Source organism: Streptomyces sp. S07_1.15 (genome assembly GCF_020739505.1).
Classification (GTDB): Bacteria; Actinomycetota; Actinomycetes; order Streptomycetales; family Streptomycetaceae; genus Streptomyces; species Streptomyces xinghaiensis.
Genome location: NZ_JAJBZK010000001.1, coordinates 6,650,578 through 6,666,734 on the forward strand (window position 1 = coordinate 6,650,578; position 16,157 = coordinate 6,666,734).

Consider the following 16,157-nt stretch of genomic DNA (forward strand, 5'->3'; position numbering starts at 1 on the left):
GGTTCCGGGTCTTGGGCGCCCGGTCCCGGGCACTGGCCCCGGCCCTGATCCCGGTGTGCCCGGGCCTTCGTGGTAGGACTCGAAGGGCGGCGTGAACGACGGGGAGTGGGGGAGCTTGGTGCCAGTCGGATATCTGATCAGCGTGGCCGTCATCGCGGCCGGAACGCTCTGCGCGCTGGCGCCGCTGCGGCGGCCACGGCCACTTGCCGAGCTGAGCTTCCGCTGCGGACTGCTGCTCAACGAGGCGCCGGTCATCGGCGGTTATTTTCTGCTGGCCTCGACGCTGCTGGCGTTCGCCCAGCGGGACATCGGAACTCCCGGCGCGTGGGCGGTTGTTGGGGCGGCGGCCCTCACGGGCGCCGGTCTCGTGGTCATCGTGCGGCGCGGTCTGCGGGCCGCCCCGGTGCTGGAGCGGGCTCTCGCCGAAGGGCTGGGTCCGGACGGGCGGGCGGCCGCCGGTGCCGGGCCGGACGGGCGGCCCCGCCACCGCCGCCGGCTCGCCCAAGCCCTGTTCGCACCGGTGTTCCCGCGCCGCCGGGACGTCGAGCGGATTCCGAACCTCCGCTACGGCGATGCCGGGCGCCGGAACCTGCTCGACGTCTACCGCCACCGCTCCCGCCCGGCGGGCGGCCCGGTGCTGATCCATCTGCACGGCGGGGGGTACCGCCAGGGCCGCAAGAACACCCAGTCGCTCCCCCTCCTGTACCGCCTCGCGGGCCGGGGCTGGGTCTGCGTGAGCGCCAACTACCGCTTGAAGCCGGCCGCGCGCCACCCCGACCATCTCGTCGATCTCAAGCGGGTGATCGCCTGGGTCCGTACCCGTGGACCGGAGTACGGCGCCGATCCGTCCCGGCTGTTCGTCGCGGGCAGTTCGGCGGGTGGGCACATGGCGGCCCTGGCCGCGCTCACCCCGAACGACGCCGCCTTCCAGCCGGGGTTCGAGGACGCCGACACCTCGGTCACCGCCGCCGTCTGCCTGAACGGCTACTTCGGCCCGTACTACGACGACCACAGGTCCTCGTCACCGGCGGCCCATGTCCGCGCGGACGCGCCACCGTTCCTCATCGTCCACGGTGACCGGGACACGGTGGTGCCGGCGGCGGAGGCCCGCCGGTTCGCCGACACGCTGCGCGCCGCGTCCGCGAGCCCTGTCGTCCACGCGGAACTCCCGGGCGCGCAACACGCTTTCGACCTCTTCCCCTCCGTGCGTTTCGAGGCGGTGGTGGACGCGGTCGAGGTGTTCGCGGACCGGGTCCTGAAGGGACGCTGAGCGCCGACCGGGATTCGGGCCACGGCCCGCCCCGGACCGGACCGGCCACGGAGCGGCGCCGAAGACCTCGGCCCGGGAGGTGGCCGAAGGGCGCCGGCCCCGGGTGCCGTGACCGCGCCCGGGCCCGCCGCGCGGTCACGGCAAGCCCGGAGTCACCAGGGGATGACGCCGTCGTCCTCGAAGAACGAACCGGTCGGGCCGCCGTCGGGCAGGGTGGCGAGCCGGATCGCGGTGGCCGCGCCCTGTTCGGGGGTGCGGGGTCCGTTGAAGCCGGTGAAGTCGGTCGCGACGAGGCCGGGGCAGGCGGCGTTGACGAGGATGCCCGTGCCGGCGAACTGCCGGGCGTACTGCACGGTGACGGCGTTGAGGTACGACTTCGTCGGCGCGTAGGCCGCCATGACGGGGCCGACGTCGATGTCCGGGTCCGCCTGGCGGGTCAGGGAGCCGACGGAACTGGAGACGTTGACGATGCGGGGCGACGCCGAGCGCCGCAGCAGCGGCAGCATCGCGTTGGTCACCCGGATGACACCGATGACGTTGGTCTCCACGACCGCGCGGACCGCGTCGAGGTCGAGCGCGGTCGGGTCCTGACCCCAGCCCGGCCCCGTCGCCTCTCCCGAGATGCCGGCGTTGTTGACCAGGGCGTCCAGACGCCCGGCCTGCTGTTCGACCCGTTCCGCGGCCTCGGTGACGCTCCGGTCGCCGGTGACGTCCAGCGGCACCCCGAACGCGTCCACCCCGGCCGCGCGCAACTTCTCCACGGCGGACTCGCGCCGGGCGTCGTCGCGGGCTCCCACTCCCACGCGGTACCCGAGGGCGCCGAGCCCGCCCGCGATCTCGTATCCGATCCCCTTGTTCGCGCCGGTCACCAGCGCGATCTTCGTTTCGCTCATGTCCTCGATGCTCGCCCTCCGGCGACTCCCGCATCCAACACCGATTCGGTGCTCTGTCATACCCGGCGGGTATCACCGGCGTACCCTCGTGGCCATGGACACCTGGGACACCCTGGAGACCCGCGAGCTGCGGTACTTCCTGGCCGTCGCCGAGGAACTGCACTTCGGCCGCGCCGCCGAGCGCCTCGGCATGGCCCAGCCACCGCTGTCCCGGGCGATCCAGCAGCTCGAACGGCGCCTCGGCGTCGTGCTGCTGGAGCGCAACCGCCGCGGCGTCGCCCTGACCGGTGCCGGAGAGGTCCTGCTGTACGAGGGCCGCGCCGCCCTCGACGCGGCCACCGCCGCCGCGCGCCGCGCCCGTCGCGCCGGTGGCGCGGGCACCCCGGGCGGCGCCCGCAACCGCCTGGTGCTGGCCGTGAAGGCCGCCGCCTCCCACGAGCTGCTGCAGAAGCTCCTCGCCGCCTACGCGGCCGAGCCCGGCGCCGCCGAGATCGAGGTGCTGCCCAGCGGCACGTGCGAGCAGGAGGACATGCTGCGCGACGGCCGCGCCGACGTGGCGCTCATGCACAAGCCGTTCAACTCCCTCGCCGGGTTCGACAGCGAGGAACTGCTGACCGAGGGGCAGATCGCGATCCTGCCCGCCGCGCACCCCCTGGCCGCGCGCCGGACCCTGTCCCTGGCCGACGTCACCGACATCCCCGGCCTGCCGCACGCCCGCTGGCCCCGCCGCGGCACCTACCCTCCCGGCCCGGGACCCGAGATCCACGACCAGACGCAGCTGGCCCAACTGATCGCCCTGGGGCGCACCATGGCCCTCTTCCCCGAGTCCGCCCGGGCCTGGCTGTGGGCCGAGCACGCCGCCGTCCCCGTCGTCGACGCGCCCCCCGTCGTCACCCACATCGCCTGGCCCGCGCACAGCCGCTCGCTCGCCCTCGCCGGGCTGATCCGCACGGCCCCCCGGCTCTGACCCGCCTCCTGTACGGGCATCTCCACGCGGGGCGCCCGCCGGCCGGCGGCTACCGGGCCGGTGTGCCGATGAGTTCGTCGGCGACCCACCGTGCGACACCGTCCGGGTAGGGCGAGGGCAGTCCGAGGACGATGTGCCCGAAGCCGGCGCCGACCGCCTCGGCGATCGCGTCCCGCGTGGCGGCGGGCCCGTCGTAGGAGACGGGCAGGTGGATCGAGCGGGTGATGGACGCGGGGTCGCGGCCGATGTCGGCGCAGTAGCGGTCCAGCAGTGCGCTGCGGCGGACGACGTCGTCGATGTCGCCGCCCGGGATGTTCCACAGGTCGGCGTGCTCGGCGGCCACGCGCAGCGTCGCGGACGAGCGTCCGCCGATGAGGATCGGCGGGTGGGGGCGCTGGACGGGTTTGGGGCTGCCGAACGCCCCGGTGAGCCGGTGGTGGGTGCCGTGGAAGTCGAAGGGTTTCTCCTCCGTCCACAACTGCCGTATCAGCGTGCAGGCTTCGGCGAGGCTCTGCACGGCGTGCGCGGTGTCGTGGAAGGGCAGGCCGTGGGCCGCGTACTCGCGCCGGGCCATGGGGGGTTCGGGGCGTGAGCCGACGCCGATGCCGAAGTCGAGCCGTCCGTCGGAGACGATGTCGACGGTTGTGGCGATCTTGGCCAGCATCGCGGGCGGCCGGAACCGGTTGCTGGTCACCATGACGCCGAGCCGCAGCCGCCGGGTGTGGGCGGCGAGGGCCGAGAGCAGCGTCCAGCCCTCGTGGGCGGGCCCGTTGGGGTCGCCGCCGATCGGCATGAGGTGGTCGAAGAGCCAGGCGTGCCCGATGGCCGGGATCGCGTCCGCCTCGCGCCAGACCCGCAGGATGTCGTGGTAGCCGACCTGCATGGGGGCGGTCATGATGCCGAAGCTGGGCGGGGGTGTGTGCGGCATGGAGGGGCCCTTTCGATGCCCACGGTGCCGGCCGGGGCACGAGGGCGAGAGGTGGTCCGGACGGGTGGGAAGGGTGCGGCCCGGAGCCGCGGAGTCGGTTGTGCCGCAGAAGTGGCGCTCGCACGCGACGGCTGCCCCGGGTCCGTATCGGCGGGTGCCGGCGAGCCGGCGGACGATCGCCGTCCCGCCGGGCACCCGCGCGATTTCCCGGATCTCGGGAAGCGGGAGTGCTACTCCTCTCCCGGAGGGTCAGCGGCGCCGCAGCGACGCGTCGAGCAGCGAGGGCGGGGTGTCGTGCTTTTCGTGCGGGGCGAGGTCGGTGCCCGGGGTGACGATGCCGTCGATCGCGTCGAGGACGTCGGCGGAGAGCACGGTGTCGGCCGCGGCGGTCTGCGCGTGCAGGTGGTCCAGGGTGCGGGGGCCGATGAGCGCGCTGGTCACGCCGGGGTGCGCGGTCACGAAGCCGAGGGCGAGCTGGATCATGGTCAGGCCGGCCTCGTCGGCGACCCCGGCCAGCTGCTCGACGGCGTCGAGCCTGGCCCGGTTGGCGGGGAGGGCGAGGTCGAAGCGTTCCGGCATGACCGCCGAGCGGCTGGTCGTGACCTCCCGGCCCGCGCGGACCGCGCCCGTCAGCCAGCCCGAGGCGAGCGGGCTCCACGCCAGCACCCCGAGCCCGTACTGCTCGGTCACGGGCAGCACGTGGGTCTCGATGCCGCGCTGGAGGATCGAGTAGCTGGGCTGCTCGGTGACGTACCGGCTCAGGCGGTGCTCGCGGGCGGCCCACTGGGCCTGCACGATGCGGTGGGCGGGGAAGGTGGATGACCCGAAGTAGCGAATCTTTCCGGCGCGTTGGAGGTCGGTGAGGGCCGACAGGGTCTCCTCGTCGCCGGTGTTCGGGTCCCACCGGTGGATCTGGTAGAGGTCGACGTGGTCGACACCGAGGCGGCGCAGGCTGTCGTCCAGCGCGGTGACCAGCCAGCGGCGTGAGCTGCCCTGGTGGTTGCGCTCCTCGCTCATCGGCATGTTCGCCTTCGTGGCCAGCACGATGTCGTCGCGGCGGCCGGCGATGGCCTTGCCGACCATCTCCTCCGACTCGCCCCTGCTGTACATGTCGGCGGTGTCGATGAGGTTGATCCCCGCCTCCAGGGCGGCGTCGACGATGGCGGTGGCCTCGTCCTGGGTGGTGCGCCCGATGGCGCCGAAGTTCATCGCGCCGAGCGCGAGGGTGCTGACCTGTACACCGGTGCGGCCCAAGGTGCGGTACTGCATGAGTGTTCTCCTCATGACGTCATGACGGGTGGGGTGTGCGGTGGCGTGGCGGCACGTCACGGCCGGCACCGCACGGCATGGCTTGGTGGCGGGCCCGCGCTCTGGCATCATGAGCAAACGGAACCTCGTTCCGGAACGACGATACGGAACAGTGTTCCGTTTTGGCAAGCGTGAGGGAGACAGGGAGTGGCGCGGTGAAAGGCGGCGGTGAGTGCGCGGGGCGTGCGGCCCAGCCCCGACGGGCGGACGCCCGGCGCAACCGGGAGGCTCTGCTCGACGCGGCCGCCGCGGTCTTCGTCAGATCGGGCGTGGAGGCGCCGGTCCGCGACATCGCGGCCGAGGCCGGCGTCGGGGTGGGGACGATCTACCGCCACTTCCCGAAGCGGGCGGATCTCATCATCGGTGTCTTCCGGCACCAGGTCGAAGCCTGCGCCGAGGCCGGCCCGGCCCTGCTGGCGGCCGGCCCGACCCCTTATGCGGCGCTGGGGAAGTGGATTGACCTCTTTGTCGACTTCCTGGTCACCAAGCACGGGCTCGCCGCCGTGCTGCAGTCCGACCACGCCGGTTTCGGGACGCTGCACGATTACTTCCTCGACCGGCTCGTGCCCGTGTGCACGGAACTGCTCGATGCCGCAGCCGAGTCCGGTGAGATCCGGTCCGACGTGAAGGCCCTCGACCTCATGCGCGGCGTCGGCAACCTCTGCGTCGGCGCGGACGACCCCCGCTACGACGCACGCCGCATGGTCGAGCTCCTCGTCGCGGGACTGGGCCGGCCGCGCTGAGGCCCGGCCGGGCCCCGAAGGTGAGAGCCCTGCCGCGGGCACACGCCCGGCAGGGCTCTTCCGTTCCGTGCCGGCTCAGGAAGCCCGCTCGGTACCCGCCCCGTCGTTCGCCGGAAGGGCCTCCCAGATCTCGACCAGTTCCTTGGCGAGGTCCGGGTGGCCGGCGGCCAGGATCGGGGAGCCGAAGGTGAAGTCGCGGCCCTCCGCGCCCAGGACGGTCAGGCCGTTCCGGCGCAGGAGCGTGACGCCCGCGGCCACGTCCCAGGGGGCGGGACCGAAGCAGACGCAGGCGTCGAGCCAGCCCTCGGCCACCGCGGCCAGGTCCAGGCTCATGCAGCCGTGCATCCGCACCCGGTACGCGACGCCGCCCAGCAGGCCGGAGAGGAAGGTGCCGGACCGGGAGCGGGGCGATCCGGTGCCCGTGACGGAGACGATGGCCCGGGAGACCTCGCGCACCCCGGACGGTTCCGTCGCCGGGGCGCTCCGCGGGCCGACGGACCAGCGGCGGTGCAGGGCCGGGGCGTGGAGCACGCCCACGGACGGGGTCCCGGCCTCCGCGTAGGCGAGGGAGACGGCGTGCAGGGGCGCGCCCCGGGTGTAGTTCATCGTGCCGTCGATGGGGTCCAGCAGCCAGCAGCGCTCCGGGAGCGGGCCGCCCTCGGCGGACTCCTCGCCGATGACGGGGATGTCCGGGGTGCGCTCGCGCAGCACGCGGGTCACCCGCCGTTCGACCTCGACGTCGGCGTCCGTGACCTCCTCGCCGGACTCCTTGAATCTCTTCTCGGACCACTCGTCCCCGGCTCGCACGAGCCATGCGACTCCCGCCTCGACGGCTTCCTCGGCGACAGCCTGCAGGTCGTGGTGCTCGTTCACTTCGGTCCAGGGCCTTTCCGGCAGAGTTCCCCATCGGGCTTCGGTGCGGCCCCGCCTCCCGGCGGGCCGCCGGCGGTGCGGGCGCGGGCGCCGCCGTACAGCCGTAACCGTATCGGGCGGCGGGGCCGCGCCCGTACGGCGAGTGGCGCGGTGCGGAGCGGAGGGGTTCCGGACGGGGTGGGGGAGTGGGGCCCCCGGCGGGCGGCCCGAGCACCACGCGCAGGGCCCGGCGGGAGCCGGAACGCCAGGGTCCGGCCGAGCCGCGGCCCGGTCCGGGCATCCGGGATGCCCGCCCACCGGACCCGGCACTCGCCCGTGGGAGGGGTCCGGGCGGCCCTCCGCCGTGCGGACGTTCGGCCCTGTGCGGCCTTGTCCGGTTCCGGTTGGCTGGAGGGGTATCGAGGAGGTACGTGATGCAGAAGATGACCGTGAACTTCCTGGACGGGGAGTCCTACTCGGTCGCGGTGCGCGGCCACGAGTTCACCGTGGACCAGCCCCTGGACGCCGGAGGCGACGACCTCGGCCCCACCCCCGTCGAGTTGTTCACCGCCTCGCTGGCCACCTGCGTCGGCTACTACGCCGGCCGCTATCTGGCCCGGCACGGGCTGCCGCGCGAGGGCCTGCGGGTGGAGACGGAGTTCGCGCTGGCCGAGGACCGCCCGGCGCGGGTCGGGGAGGTGCGGATGCGCCTCGTCGTCCCCGGGGAACTGCCCGAGCAGCGCCGCAAGGCGCTGGCGGCCGTCGTCAACCACTGCACCGTGCACAACTCGATCCGGCAGCCGCCGCACGTCGTGATCGACGTGGACTGAGACACGTCGTCGCGCCTGCGCGAAGCGCATGCGCCTGCTCGCGGACGGCATTCTCCTTCTTTTTGCCGGACGCGCACCCGGGTACGTGTGTTCCCGAACCGCACGCCGCGATCACCGCGGACCACCGCGGAGGCCCCGCGCGCCGTGCACCCGACCCGCCGCAAGGCACCGAAACGCCCCACGACTCCCGGCAGAACCCGCAGGCGATCCGCGTCCGGCGTACCCGGTGAAGGCAACAGAAGACGAGGTGCTGTGATGAGCGGACCGGTCAGTACGGTCGACGCCCCCGTGGCCCGGGCCGATACCGGCCACCCCGAGGCGCCGTGCGTGGAGATCAGCGACAGCCGCGAGGCGACGGTCGGGACGACCCGGGTGCGCCGCGCGCTGCCGCGCCGGGGCCGCCGCACGGTCGGCGCCTGGTGCTTCGCCGATCACATGGGCCCGGCCGACGTCACCGAGAACAGCGGCCTCGACATCGGACCGCACCCCCACATCGGCCTGCAGACCGTCACCTGGCTCACCGACGGGCAGGTGCTGCACCGCGACAGCCTCGGCTCCGAACAGGTCATCAAACCCGGGCAGCTCAACCTGATGACCGCCGGCGGCGGTGTCTCGCACGCCGAGGAGGCCACCGGCCACTACCGCGGCACCCTGGAGGGCATCCAGCTGTGGGTGGCCCTGCCGGAGGCCACCCGGCACGGGCGCGCCGCTTTCGAGCACCACGCCGGGCTGCCGCGGGCCGACCTCGACGGAGGCGCGGGCGCGGCCACCGTGCTGATCGGGGACTTCGGCGGCGCCGTCAGCCCCGCCCGGCGCGACACCCCCCTGGTCGGCGTCGACCTCGACCTGCGCGCCTCCGCCACCGTGCCGCTGCGCACCGGTTTCGAGTACGCCCTGGTGGTCCTCGAAGGAGCCGTCGCCGTGCACGGGAAGCCGCTGAACCCCGGCCGGCTGGGCTACCTCGGCGAGGGCCGCGACGAACTCCGGCTGGAGGTGCGCGAGCCGGCCCGGGCGATGCTCCTGGGGGGCACGCCGTTCGAGGAGCCGATTCTGATGTGGTGGAACTTCGTGGGCCGCACCCGGGCGGAGATCGATTCCGCCCACGCGTCCTGGGAGCGGCAGGACGACCGGTTCGGCCGCGTGGAGTCCGCGCTGCCGCGGATCCCTGTCGCCGCCCCGCACTGGCAGCGGGCCGGAGGGGAGCGGTGAGCGCCTCCCGGGTGCGGACCGACCGGCGGCATCGGAGGAACACCTCGTGAGCACCGCTGTCCGCGACAACCCCGCCGAGAACCGCTACGAGATCCACGAGGCTGAACGGCTGGCCGGTTTCTCCGCCTACCGGCTCACCGGCCGGAGGATCGCGTTCACCCACACGGAGACGCTGCCGGAGTTCCGGGGACGCGGCCTGGCCGGACGGCTGGTCGCCGGAGGGCTCGACGACGCCCGCCGCCGCGGGCTCGCCGTCCTGCCGTTCTGTCCCTACGTCCGGGAGTACATCGCCGAGCACGCCGACGCCCACCTCGATCTCGTCCCCGCACGGGACCGCGCCCGGTTCGGACTGCCCCACCCGGAGACGGCATGACGCCGAAGGCCGCGCCGGCACGCTCCCGGCGGGGACGGTGCGGAGGACCAGCGTCAGCCGGCCGGCCCGGTGTGGTTCACCTCCGCCGCGATGTGCTCGCCCCAGGCCCGTATCTGCTCGCGGTCGCGGAAGTCGCCGCCTCTGCCCTCCGCGACGAGCCGGCGGGTGAGGAAGCCGTCGGAGTCCTCCGCGAGCCGGCCGCCGAAGGTCATGTGGCCGCGGGCGTGGACCCGTTCGGCGATACGGGCCACCGCTTTCGGCGGCGGGATCTCGCCCTCGGAGGCGGAGGGGTCGAGCGGGCCGCTGCTGAAGAGCCAGACGGGGCGCCGGTCGAGTTCCCGCCGGTTCCGGCGGGCGAAACGGGCCGCGTCCTTCTGCCAGCGGCCGGAGTAGAGGCCGCCGCCGATCACCACGGCGTCGTACGGTTCGAGGTCCTGGATGCCGGAGGCCGGGAGGACGACGACGTCGATCTCCCGGGCGCGCAGCACGTCCCCGATCCACTGGGCGATGTCGGCGGTGGAACCGTGCCTGCTTCCGTAGGTGACGAGTACGCGCTGTGCTGTGAGCATGTCTGTCCACCGTCCTTCTGTTCCCGTTGCTGTCCGGTCCTGCTGGAGGGGCGGGCTGCCGGGCGGGGCCGGCCGTCAGAACCTGCGGAGCCAGCCGTCGGCGAGGCCGTGCAGGACCGGTTCCACCGGGCGGATCTTCGAGTCGTCGTAGCGGTGGGTGAGATGGCTGACGACGCTCACCACACCGTCCACCTGCCCGGCCATGTGCTCGGCGATCGGCACCTCGCTGCGCCGTTCCAGACAGCCCTCCAGGACGACCACGCCGCCCACGACCGTGACGCCGATGGCGTGCGGGGGCAGCCACAGCGCGTCGACCAGCACCTCGTCGATGATCTCCCGGCGGATGTCGGCGTCCGGCCGCAGGAAGATCTGGAGCAGGTCCCGCCGGGTGACGATGCCGACCAGCCGGTCCTCCTCGTCCACCACCGGCAGCCGCTCCACCTGGTGCCGGGCCATGGTGCGGGCCGCGTGCGCGATGGAGTCCAGGGCGCGGACGGTGACGGCCGGCGAGGTCATCAGTTCCCCCGCCGTGGGCGCGCTGCCGTTCTCCCCGGCGGCCCGCCGGGCCGTGTGGCCGAGCCGGGGCAGGCGCAGTCCGCCGGTTCCGGCCCCGGGCTCCGCCCCGGTCCCGGCCCCGGGCCCCGTCTCCCGGCCGCCGGCCCCGTCCCGTCCGTCCCGGCTGCTCATCAGGTCGGAGACGGAGATCACCCCGATGACCTTCTCGTCGTCGTCCACCACCGGCATTCCGCTGATCCCGTGCTCGTCCAGCCGCGTCACGATGTCCTTGAAGGGGGTGGCGGCGACTGCGCGGATCACGTCGATCGTCATCACGGTGCCGACCTTGCGGTGCTTCATGGTTCTCTCCTCCTCGGGGGCGGCGGGGCTCAGCGCAGCCGGCGCAGATAGGGGTCGCGCGCCTGCCGGGGCAGCAGGCGGATACGGACGTCGAGTGCGGTGACGCCGTCGGGCCGGGCGACGACCGGGTTGAGGTCGGCCTCGGCGAGCTGGGGCAGGTCGCAGGCCATCCGCGAGACCCGCAGCAGGAGTTGTTCGAGCCCTTCGAGGTCGACCGGGCCGCCGCCGCGGTAGCCGAAGAGCAGCGGCGCGGAGCGCGGCGCGGTGATCAGGTCGTGCACGTCGCGGTCGGTCAGCGGCGCCAGCCGTGCCGCGTGGTCGGCCAGCAGTTCGGTGGCGGTGCCGCCGAGGCCGAAGAGCACCAGCGGCCCGAAGACCTGGTCCTGGACGACTCCGGCGACCAGCTCGGTACCGCGCTCCGCCATCGGCTGGACCAGCACCCCGGTCATCACCTCACCGAAGCGCCCGGCCAGCGAGCGGTACGCCTGCCGCACCTTCTCCTCGCCGGCCAGGTCGAGCAGCACCGCGCCCTCGTCGGTCTTGTGCACCAGGCCGGGCCAGTACGCCTTGAGCACCACGCGGCCCTCCGGCCCGGGGGCGAGGCGGGCGGCGGCGTCGACCGCGCTCTGCTCGTCCTCGGCCCAGGCCCAGGGGAGCTGCGGGATGCGGTAGTGGTCCAGCAGTTCGGCGCTGCGGCGCGGGTCGAGCCAGCCGCCGTCCGGGTGCTCGGCGAGGAAGGCGTCCACCAGCGCGCGGGCGCCGCCGGCGTCGGTGCCGTGCAGCTCGGGGAAGGTGCCCGTCGGCCGGGCCAGGAAGCGGGCCCGCTCCGCGGCGTGGGCCAGGGCGCGGGCGGCTGCCTGCGGGTCCGCGTACGCGGGGACGGCGGTGCCGCCCCGGGTGTGCAGCAGCCGCACGGACTCGGCCTGGTCGAGCAGGACCGCCGCGACCGTGCGGGGCCGGCGGCGCTCGGGGGCCGCGTGGGTGAGGGCCCGCAGCGGGTCGTCGCCGGTGGCCGCGGCCAGCGCGGTGGGGACGAGGGCGAGCAGCACCGCGTCCACGGCGTCGTGCGCGGACAGCCGGTCCAGGACGGCGCTCAGCGACTGGTCGCCGACGGCCGCGGTGGCGTCCACGGGGTTCGTCGCGCTCGCGCCCGGCGGCAGCCACTCCAGCAGTTCCCCGACCAGGTCGGCGGGAAGCTCCGGCACGCTCAGGCCCGCCTCGACGCAGGCGTCGGCGGCGAGGACGCCCGCGCCGCCCGCGTTCGACACCACGGCCACCCGCGACCCGGCGGGCAGCGGCTGGGCGTGCAGCAGGGCGGCGGTGTCGAGGAGTTCGCCGACGGTGCGGGTGGCGATGATCCCGGCCTGGGTGAAGAGGGCCTGCCGGGTCATGGTCGGCGTCGCGGCCGCGGCGGTGTGCGAGGCGGCGGCGCGGCGGCCGGCGTCGGAGCGGCCCGCGTCGACGGTCAGCAGCGGCATCTTCCGGGTGACCCGGCGGGCGGTGCGGGAGAAGGCGCGCGGGTTGCCGAAGGACTCCAGGTGCAGCAGGGCCATGTCGGTGCGGCCGTCCTCCTCCCACCACTGCAGCAGGTCGTTGCCGCTGACGTCGTACTTGTCGCCGAGCGAGACGAAGCTGGAGACGCCGACGCCGAGCCGGGACAGCCCGCCCAGCAGCGCGATGCCGACCCCGCCGGACTGCACGGCGACCCCGGCGGTGCCCGGCAGCGGCCGGTGCGCGGCGAAGGTGGCGTCCAGCCGCACGGGCTCCTCGGTGTTGGCGATGCCCAGGCAGTTCGGGCCGACGAGCCGCATCCCGTACCGGCGGACGGTCACCAGCAGCGCCTCCGCCTCGGCGTCGTCCAGCCCGGAGGTCAGCACCACCAGGGCGCGGACCCCCGACTTGCCACATTCCTCCGCCACCTGGGGCACGGCGCGCGCCGGGACGGCGAGCACCGCCAGCTCGGGCGGCTCGGGAATCGTCGTCACGGACGAATAGCAGGGGGTGTGTTCGACGGTGTGGATGTGCGGGTTGACGGCGTGCAGCGCGCCGGTGAAGCCGGCCCGGCGGATGTTGCGCAGCACGGCGCGGCCCACGGAGCCGGGCTTGGTGCCCGCCCCGACGACGGCGATGGAACGGGGCCGCAGCAGCGGCCGCAGGCTGGCGGCGTCGGCGGTCCGGCCGCGCTCGTCGCAGGCGGCCAGGTAGCGCTCGTCCGGTTCCAGGCCGACGGTGCAGTGTACCTCGGAGTTCTCGAACCGGCGGGCGGTGCTCAGGCCGAGGTCGGCGAAGACCTTGAGCATCGCGTGGTTGTCGGCGAGGGCGTCGGCGGTGAAGGTGGTGACACCGTTCGCGCGGGCCGCGTGCACCAGGTGCTCCAGCATCAGGGTGCCGACGCCGCGGTGGTGGAAGTCGTCGGCGACGGCCAGGGCGACCTCCGCCGTGGCCGGGTCGGCGGGGCCGGCCTCGTACTCGGCGACGCCCACGAGCTGGTCCTCGCAGAAGGCGATCAGCGGCAGGAAGCCGGGGCGTGGTGGACCGCAGAACCGTTCGGCGGCCATCCGCCCGGACAGCCGGCTCGCGCCGAAGAAGCGCAACCGCAGGTTCTCCGGCGACATCTCCTCGTACAGCCACAGCACCTGGTGGATGTCCTCCGGGCGTGCCTGACGGATCTCCACCGTCCTGCCGTCGGCCAGCAGTGCGTGCGTCATCTCGGCGCGGTGCGCGATGTCCGTCGTCATGGTGTCCACTCCCCTGGGGCCGGCTCGGCTTCCCTCCAGCATCGGGCGGTGCCGGGACGCCCGCAGGGGCTGGTGGGGGCACGGCGGCAGGGCCGTTCGGCCCCGGTGCGCCGCCGCCGGCCGGGCCCCCCGGAACCCGCCCCGGGGCCCGCCCCGGGAGCAGGGCCGAACGGCCTCACCGGGCCCGGGCCGCTCGGTCCCCGAACCGCCCCCGGGCAGGGGCCGTACGGCGTGCCCGGGGACTCCCGTCGGCCCTGTCCGGGGGGAGGGCGCGGGCCGGAGGATGGACACCGATGAGAGGCGCCCGCAGGGACACCCCCCGAGCGGCGCCGCGAAGACATGCGGAGGCAGTGATGACGGTGGTGACACCGACCGGCACAGAGGCGCCCGGAGCGGCGTGGCGCGGGTTCACGGGCGAGCACTGGCGCCGCCGGGTGGACGTCCGGGGCTTCATCCAGGCCAACTACACCCCCTACGAGGGGGACGGAGCCTTCCTGACCGGCCCGACCGAGCGCACCCGCACCGTCTGGGGAAAGGTCAGCGGCCTCTTCCCGGAGGAGCGCCGCAAGGGGATCCTCGACGTCGACACGGCGGTCCCGTCCACGATCACCTCGCACGCGCCCGGCTACATCGACCGCGACCGCGAGCTGGTCGTCGGCCTGCAGACCGACGCCCCGCTCAAGCGGGCGATCATGCCCAACGGCGGGCTGCGGATGGTCGAGAACGGGCTGCGCGCCTACGGCTACGAACCCGACCCGTTCGTCACCAAGGTCTTCGGCACCTACCGCAAGACCCACAACGCGGGCGTGTTCGACGCCTACACCCCCGAGATGCGCCGGGCCCGCAAGGCCGGCATCATCACCGGCCTGCCCGACTCCTACGGCCGCGGCCGGATCATCGGCGACTACCGGCGCGTTCCGCTCTACGGCACCGCGATCCTGATCAAGGAGAAGAAGGCCGAGCGCTCCCTGCTCGACCACCGGCCCTCCACCCCGGACGTCATCCGGGACCGCGAGGAACTCGCCGAGCAGATCCGGGCCCTGGGCGAACTGGAGGAGATGGCCGTCGGCTACGGCTGCGACGTCACCCGCCCCGCCGCCACCGCCCACGAGGCCGTGCAGTGGCTCTACCTGGGCTACCTGGCCGCGGTGAAGGAGCAGAACGGCGCGGCGATGTCCCTCGGCCGCACCTCCACCTTCCTCGACGTCTACCTCGAACGCGACCTCGCCGAAGGCCGCATCGACGAGGCCCGCGCCCAGGAACTCATCGACGACTTCGTCATCAAGCTGCGGATCGTGCGCTTCCTGCGCACCCCCGAGTACGACGCGCTGTTCTCCGGCGATCCCACCTGGGTCACCGAGGCCATCGGCGGCATCGGCCGGGACGGGCGCCCGCTCGTCACCCGCACCTCCTTCCGCTACCTGCAGACCCTCTACAACCTCGGCCCGGCCCCCGAGCCCAACCTCACCGTGCTCTGGTCGCCGCGCCTGCCCGAGGGCTTCAAGACGTTCTGCGCCCAGGTCTCCATCGACACCAGCTCCCTGCAGTACGAGTCGGACGAGCTGCTGCGCCCCTGCACCGGCGACGACACCGCCATCGCCTGCTGCGTCTCCGCGATGACGGTCGGCGAGCAGATGCAGTTCTTCGGCGCCCGCGTCAACCTCGCCAAGGCCATGCTCTACGCGATCAACGGCGGCCGCGACGAGATGACGGGCGAGCAGATCGCCCCCGAGTCCGAGCCGCTGACCGGCGACTACCTGGACTACGACGAGCTGTACAAGGCGTACGACCGGACGCTGGACTGGCTGGCCGCCACCTATGTGGACGCGCTCAACGTCATCCACTTCATGCACGACAAGTACGCCTACGAGCGCCTGGAGATGGCGCTCCACGACCACCCCGTGCACCGCACCATGGCCTGCGGCATCGCCGGCCTGTCCGTCGCCACCGACAGCCTGTCCGCGGTACGGAACGCCCGGGTGAAGGTCGTCCGGGACGCCGACGGGCTGGCCGTCGACTACGAGGTCGAGGGCGAGTACCCGGCCTACGGCAACAACGACGACCGCGCCGACGCCATCGCCGCGGACCTCGTCCGCTCCTTCATGGAGAAGGTGCGCCTCCACCCCACCTACCGGGACGCCGAGCACACCCAGTCGGTGCTCACCATCACCTCCAACGTGGTGTACGGCAAGCACACCGGCAACACCCCGGACGGCCGCCGCGCCGGACAGCCCTTCGCCCCCGGCGCCAACCCGATGAACGGCCGCGACAAGCACGGCATGGCCGCCTCGGCCCTCTCCGTCGCCAAGATCCCCTACGAGGCGGCGCGGGACGGCATCTCCCTGACCTCCACGGTCACCCCGGAGGGCCTGGGCCACGACCCGGCCGAACGGGCGGGGAACCTGGCGGGAATCCTCGACGCCTACACCGCGTCCGGCGGCTTCCACATGAACGTCAACGTCCTCGACCGGGCCACCCTCGAAGACGCGATGGAACACCCGGAGAACTACCCCGAGCTGACCATCCGCGTCTCCGGATACGCCGTCAACTTCGTGCGGCTCACCCGCGAGCAGCAGCTCGACGTCATCAGCCGCACCTTCCACGGGGCGATGTGAGCACCGT

At 73.8% G+C, this 16,157-nt stretch carries 14 protein-coding genes; 7 read left to right on the forward strand and 7 right to left on the reverse strand.

The window, feature by feature from the left end; translation table 11 throughout:
* The first annotated feature begins 118 nt into the window (after positions 1-118).
* Positions 119-1,270 carry an alpha/beta hydrolase gene (locus LIX60_RS28625; RefSeq protein ID WP_227962958.1) on the forward strand — a complete coding sequence of 384 codons (1,152 nt, stop codon included), beginning with the start codon at positions 119-121 and terminating at the stop codon, positions 1,268-1,270.
* A gap of 152 nt (positions 1,271-1,422) precedes the next feature.
* Here the strand turns inward: LIX60_RS28625 and LIX60_RS28630 are convergent, their stop codons facing one another.
* The gene (locus LIX60_RS28630) at positions 1,423-2,163 is read right to left on the reverse strand and encodes an SDR family oxidoreductase (RefSeq protein WP_227961986.1); all 741 of its coding nucleotides are present in this window, start codon (positions 2,161-2,163) and stop codon (positions 1,423-1,425) included.
* A 94-nt stretch (positions 2,164-2,257) separates the two neighbouring features.
* Here LIX60_RS28630 and LIX60_RS28635 point away from each other — a divergent pair, with 94 nt between their 5' ends.
* Positions 2,258-3,130, forward strand: a complete 873-nt coding sequence (locus LIX60_RS28635; protein WP_227961988.1) for a LysR family transcriptional regulator — start codon at positions 2,258-2,260, stop codon at positions 3,128-3,130.
* A 49-nt stretch (positions 3,131-3,179) separates the two neighbouring features.
* Here the strand turns inward: LIX60_RS28635 and LIX60_RS28640 are convergent, their stop codons facing one another.
* Together LIX60_RS28640 and LIX60_RS28645 are read right to left on the reverse strand one after the other, a co-directional pair.
* Positions 3,180-4,058: an LLM class flavin-dependent oxidoreductase gene (locus tag LIX60_RS28640; RefSeq protein ID WP_227961990.1), complete on the reverse strand. Its 879-nt coding sequence runs from the start codon at positions 4,056-4,058 to the stop codon at positions 3,180-3,182.
* Positions 4,059-4,307: 249 nt separating this feature from the next.
* A complete protein-coding gene (locus LIX60_RS28645; protein WP_227961993.1) occupies positions 4,308-5,327 on the reverse strand; it encodes an aldo/keto reductase in 1,020 nt (339 codons plus the stop codon).
* Positions 5,328-5,521: 194 nt separating this feature from the next.
* Here LIX60_RS28645 and LIX60_RS28650 point away from each other — a divergent pair, with 194 nt between their 5' ends.
* Positions 5,522-6,109, forward strand: a complete 588-nt coding sequence (locus LIX60_RS28650; RefSeq protein WP_227961995.1) for a TetR/AcrR family transcriptional regulator — start codon at positions 5,522-5,524, stop codon at positions 6,107-6,109.
* A 75-nt stretch (positions 6,110-6,184) separates the two neighbouring features.
* Here the strand turns inward: LIX60_RS28650 and LIX60_RS28655 are convergent, their stop codons facing one another.
* The gene (locus LIX60_RS28655) at positions 6,185-6,982 is read right to left on the reverse strand and encodes an inositol monophosphatase family protein (protein ID WP_227961997.1); all 798 of its coding nucleotides are present in this window, start codon (positions 6,980-6,982) and stop codon (positions 6,185-6,187) included.
* A gap of 413 nt (positions 6,983-7,395) precedes the next feature.
* Here LIX60_RS28655 and LIX60_RS28660 point away from each other — a divergent pair, with 413 nt between their 5' ends.
* From LIX60_RS28660 to LIX60_RS28670, 3 genes are all read left to right on the forward strand, one after another.
* Positions 7,396-7,791 (forward strand): OsmC family protein, encoded by a 396-nt coding sequence (locus LIX60_RS28660; RefSeq protein WP_227961999.1) that lies wholly within the window; start codon positions 7,396-7,398, stop codon positions 7,789-7,791.
* Between the two features lie 255 nt (positions 7,792-8,046).
* Positions 8,047-9,000, forward strand: coding sequence for a pirin family protein (locus LIX60_RS28665; RefSeq protein WP_227962000.1), 954 nt, complete (start codon positions 8,047-8,049; stop codon positions 8,998-9,000).
* A 46-nt stretch (positions 9,001-9,046) separates the two neighbouring features.
* The gene (locus LIX60_RS28670) at positions 9,047-9,373 is read left to right on the forward strand and encodes a GNAT family N-acetyltransferase (protein WP_227962002.1); all 327 of its coding nucleotides are present in this window, start codon (positions 9,047-9,049) and stop codon (positions 9,371-9,373) included.
* A 53-nt stretch (positions 9,374-9,426) separates the two neighbouring features.
* On the opposite strand, the gene LIX60_RS28675 is transcribed toward LIX60_RS28670, so the two are convergent.
* The 3 genes from LIX60_RS28675 to LIX60_RS28685 form a co-directional block, all read right to left on the reverse strand.
* Entirely contained in the window at positions 9,427-9,942 is a 516-nt protein-coding gene (locus LIX60_RS28675) for a flavodoxin domain-containing protein (protein ID WP_227962004.1), read from the reverse strand.
* Between the two features lie 75 nt (positions 9,943-10,017).
* Positions 10,018-10,797 carry a CBS domain-containing protein gene (locus LIX60_RS28680; RefSeq protein WP_227962006.1) on the reverse strand — a complete coding sequence of 260 codons (780 nt, stop codon included), beginning with the start codon at positions 10,795-10,797 and terminating at the stop codon, positions 10,018-10,020.
* A gap of 29 nt (positions 10,798-10,826) precedes the next feature.
* On the reverse strand, positions 10,827-13,535 hold the full coding sequence (locus LIX60_RS28685; RefSeq protein WP_227962008.1) for a bifunctional GNAT family N-acetyltransferase/acetate--CoA ligase family protein: 2,709 nt from the start codon (positions 13,533-13,535) through the stop codon (positions 10,827-10,829).
* A gap of 353 nt (positions 13,536-13,888) precedes the next feature.
* Between LIX60_RS28685 and pflB the strand changes: the two genes are divergently transcribed.
* Positions 13,889-16,150, forward strand: a complete 2,262-nt coding sequence (gene pflB, locus LIX60_RS28690) for a formate C-acetyltransferase (RefSeq protein ID WP_227962010.1) — start codon at positions 13,889-13,891, stop codon at positions 16,148-16,150.
* Positions 16,151-16,157: the final 7 nt, after the last annotated feature.

What these genes read in the sequence shown, in the direction of transcription:
- LIX60_RS28645 (WP_227961993.1), bottom strand. Translation starts at nt 5,327, where the DNA reads ATGCAGTACCGCACCTTGGGCCGCACCGGTGTACAGGTCAGCACCCTC.
- LIX60_RS28675 (WP_227962004.1), bottom strand. Translation starts at nt 9,942, where the DNA reads ATGCTCACAGCACAGCGCGTACTCGTCACCTACGGAAGCAGGCACGGT.
- LIX60_RS28640 (WP_227961990.1), bottom strand. Translation starts at nt 4,058, where the DNA reads ATGCCGCACACACCCCCGCCCAGCTTCGGCATCATGACCGCCCCCATG.
- pflB (WP_227962010.1), top strand. Translation starts at nt 13,889, where the DNA reads ATGACGGTGGTGACACCGACCGGCACAGAGGCGCCCGGAGCGGCGTGG.
- LIX60_RS28635 (WP_227961988.1), top strand. Translation starts at nt 2,258, where the DNA reads ATGGACACCTGGGACACCCTGGAGACCCGCGAGCTGCGGTACTTCCTG.
- LIX60_RS28685 (WP_227962008.1), bottom strand. Translation starts at nt 13,535, where the DNA reads ATGACGACGGACATCGCGCACCGCGCCGAGATGACGCACGCACTGCTG.
- LIX60_RS28630 (WP_227961986.1), bottom strand. Translation starts at nt 2,163, where the DNA reads ATGAGCGAAACGAAGATCGCGCTGGTGACCGGCGCGAACAAGGGGATC.
- LIX60_RS28680 (WP_227962006.1), bottom strand. Translation starts at nt 10,797, where the DNA reads ATGAAGCACCGCAAGGTCGGCACCGTGATGACGATCGACGTGATCCGC.
- LIX60_RS28665 (WP_227962000.1), top strand. Translation starts at nt 8,047, where the DNA reads ATGAGCGGACCGGTCAGTACGGTCGACGCCCCCGTGGCCCGGGCCGAT.
- LIX60_RS28660 (WP_227961999.1), top strand. Translation starts at nt 7,396, where the DNA reads ATGCAGAAGATGACCGTGAACTTCCTGGACGGGGAGTCCTACTCGGTC.